The organism is Shewanella sp. 11B5, assembly GCF_002836795.1.
Classification (GTDB): Bacteria; Pseudomonadota; Gammaproteobacteria; order Enterobacterales; family Shewanellaceae; genus Shewanella; species Shewanella frigidimarina.
This window is the reverse complement of record NZ_PJAP01000950.1, coordinates 1-2,960: the sequence shown is the minus strand read 5'-3', so window position 1 is coordinate 2,960 and position 2,960 is coordinate 1. Positions and strand designations below refer to the sequence as shown.

2 protein-coding genes and 1 pseudogene are annotated in these 2,960 nt (G+C 40.4%); all 3 read right to left on the bottom strand.

Annotated elements, in window-relative coordinates; genetic code table 11:
- Positions 1–97 (bottom strand): annotated as a pseudogene (locus CXF78_RS21935) (two-component system response regulator TorR); the annotation flags it as partial.
- Between the two features lie 199 nt (positions 98–296).
- Positions 297–1,046: a TorF family putative porin gene (locus CXF78_RS18695; protein ID WP_011637450.1), complete on the bottom strand. Its 750-nt coding sequence runs from the start codon at positions 1,044–1,046 to the stop codon at positions 297–299.
- Positions 1,047–1,351: 305 nt separating this feature from the next.
- Positions 1,352–2,776 carry a LysM peptidoglycan-binding domain-containing protein gene (locus CXF78_RS18690; protein WP_102037602.1) on the bottom strand — a complete coding sequence of 475 codons (1,425 nt, stop codon included), beginning with the start codon at positions 2,774–2,776 and terminating at the stop codon, positions 1,352–1,354.
- Positions 2,777–2,960: the final 184 nt, after the last annotated feature.

The following is a 2,960-nucleotide window of genomic DNA, read 5'->3' as shown; positions in this document are numbered from 1 at the left end:
GATAACCTTCACGCTCAAAATAACCTTTTAATCGAGCTCGGATCACTGCTTCATCGTCAACGACGAGTACTGTATTTGTTAAACCAGGATGTGCCATCGTCCAATCCAGATAGTGTTGCTAATAATGGTCGTTATTATTCATAACTTTTCATATTTGCCTATAAAGATATACAAGGAATGAGTGGCAGCTAGCAAAATTGGTTTATAAAAAAGGACCTAGATCACATAATGGGGATATGTAAAACAAGATCCAATTATATTTGTCGTTTAGCAATAAAAGACGTTATGTTTTTATATTAGAAACTTTTGCTGATGCCAACAACCACTCGGTCATCAAAGATTTTTGTTTGAGTGCCATAGACCTTATGATCGCTATCCATGGTACTTCCATGATAACGAACATCAAAATTGAGGCCGGCATAGGCTTTACTCACCCCCAAATTCCAGTGCCCCCAACCTTCTGCACCATTACCATCTAAATCTTGGTAGCCGATACTCGCTGAAACATGTAAACCATTGTCAAACTGATAGCTCGGATGAACGGCATAGTTAACACCTTGCCAGCCCTCTACGCCAAACCAATCGTCGATTGTTGGAGTCACTTCTAATTGCACATTTGCATGACCAAATTGTTTACCGACTTTTATCCACAGTTCGGTATAATTTGAATATGAGGCACCTGGATACAGGTAAGAAAAAACCATAACGTCGTAACTGATACCACTATCGCCAAACTCACCTGCTTTACCTATATAAGGTGCAGTAACAATTTCTAAATTGGGGTCTGCAAATTTGATATTGGAAGCAAATACACCGGCATACCAGCCCAGATCATTACCCCACCCTAGAGTACCTTGTACCACTGGTACTTCTGCATCCATCGTTTCCGATTCGCCACGAAAAACATAATCTGAAGCAAAGGTTAATTTACCACTTATGGCTCCATCGAAGACATTATCATCTGCAGCATTGGCAAAAGAGGTAGCCGATAAGATTAGACTGCCTAACAAAATTGACTGAGCTAGTTGAGTTTTTCTAATGTTCATATTCATTACCCTAAAATATATGTTCTTGTTGATAGGGTGACTATATTCAAAACTTATGAATGGCTGTTGAGTGGGTTATGAACTGATGGGAAACAAATATGAAAAAATATGAACACTAAGATTTAACATCACTCAAGCCTTGTGGGTCACTCTATTAAACGATCTGTATAATCAAAAGTGTCCAGATTGCAAAGCTGGATTTCGATGTGCTTCACTAGGTTAAATCGATAAATACTCACATTTAAGTAACGCTCAACTTTTACAACATTTGAGCTATTGTGCTTATCAGTTTTTAAACAACAGGGTTACAATTGAGTCTGCTGTTGCTGGAAGGGCTGTTGATAAAACTGCAGGGTTTTGCCTACCGTCAACTTGTCTTTGTCCGTCATTTTGTTCCAAGCGATAATTTGTTCCACACTGACCTTATACACTTTGGCAATACTCCAAAGAGTATCGCCATATTTTACCGTGTGATCGCTCCGAACTGCTGGCTGATTAGATGTGGTGACGATCCTTGGTTGTTTGTTTGGTGCAGCTTGCTTTTTGCTTGATACTTGAGCCGTGTTTGTTGAAGTGAGTTCGACCTCTGGTGTCATGCTCGATACGCCTTGTGGCATATACAAAAATTGACCTGCAACGATCTTATCGCCATTAATATCATTCATCGCTTTTATTTCAGACACCGTTGTAAGGTGACGTTTTGCAATGACACTAATATTATCGCCAGCTCTAATCTGATATTTAAACCATTTTACTCTAGCGCTAATATCAGTATCCGCAAGAGCTTGTTTAAACCCACTGACTTTACTCACGGGCACTATCAATTGATGCGGTCCATCGGGTGATGTTGCCCAGCGATTAAACCCTGGATTCAATTTTTGTAACCGAGCAATGGATATATTGGCTAGATCGGCAGCAACTGCGATGTCAATTTGGCTACCGACATCAATAACTTCAACTAGTGGTTTATTAGGAATGGATTTAAGACTGATGCCGTAGCTTTCAGAATGTTTAATCACATCTGCTATTGCCAGCAATTGTGGTACATATTGCCGAGTTTCTTTAGGTAAGGGTAAAGACCAAAAGTCGGTGCTTAGCCCTCTGGCTTCATTATATCTAATCGCCTCACGCAAGCGCCCTTCACCGGCGTTGTATGCAGCTAATGCATATAACCAGTTGTCAGTTTTTTTGTACAGGTATTCGAGCATATCTAATGCAGCGGTAGTTGCAGCAGGCACATCCCTTCTGCCGTCATACCACCAATTCATCTCTAGGCCAAAATGGCTGGCCATTGGGGAGGTAAATTGCCACAGGCCTGATGCGTCGGCACTGGAATAAGCGAAAGGATTAAATGAACTTTCTACCATAGGGAGTAAGGCGAGTTCGATGGGTAAATCTCGATGTTCAAACTCTTGGACGATTAAATATAAAAACGGCTTGGCGCGCTGAGATATCTGCTCAAGATGCTGTGGATTATTAATATACCAATCACGGTATTGGTTAACTAATTGTTGGTCTGGAATGGGCATGTCCATTGAATAACGAATGCGTTCCCACACATCACCGCTGTCTTGATAATTGCGCCGAGCTAACAATTTGGGAACTTTCAATGATGTTAGTTTATTCACACCATTAAGACTTTTTTCTGCTTCGGCTTCTTCTACAGCAACAGTTTGGCAACCACTCAACAGGATAAAACCTGTCGCAATAAGGAAGATTGATGCTCTCAATTAAAGGTGTTCCTCAGTGATTACGCTGCTTTGTTAGTGTTATAGCGCGAGTTATTTCAGAAAAAGTCGTACATTGTAATTTAGTTTTATTTTTCTATCCATCTGTTTTAAAGCGTCTGTTTGATCAACTCATGGTGCTAACTTCTTTTATTAAGCCGTTATTAGACAACGCTAGCCTACTTCA

Excerpts from the sequence above, each read along its gene's own strand:
- CXF78_RS18695 (WP_011637450.1), bottom strand. The coding sequence starts at position 1,046 with ATGAACATTAGAAAAACTCAACTAGCTCAGTCAATTTTGTTAGGCAGT.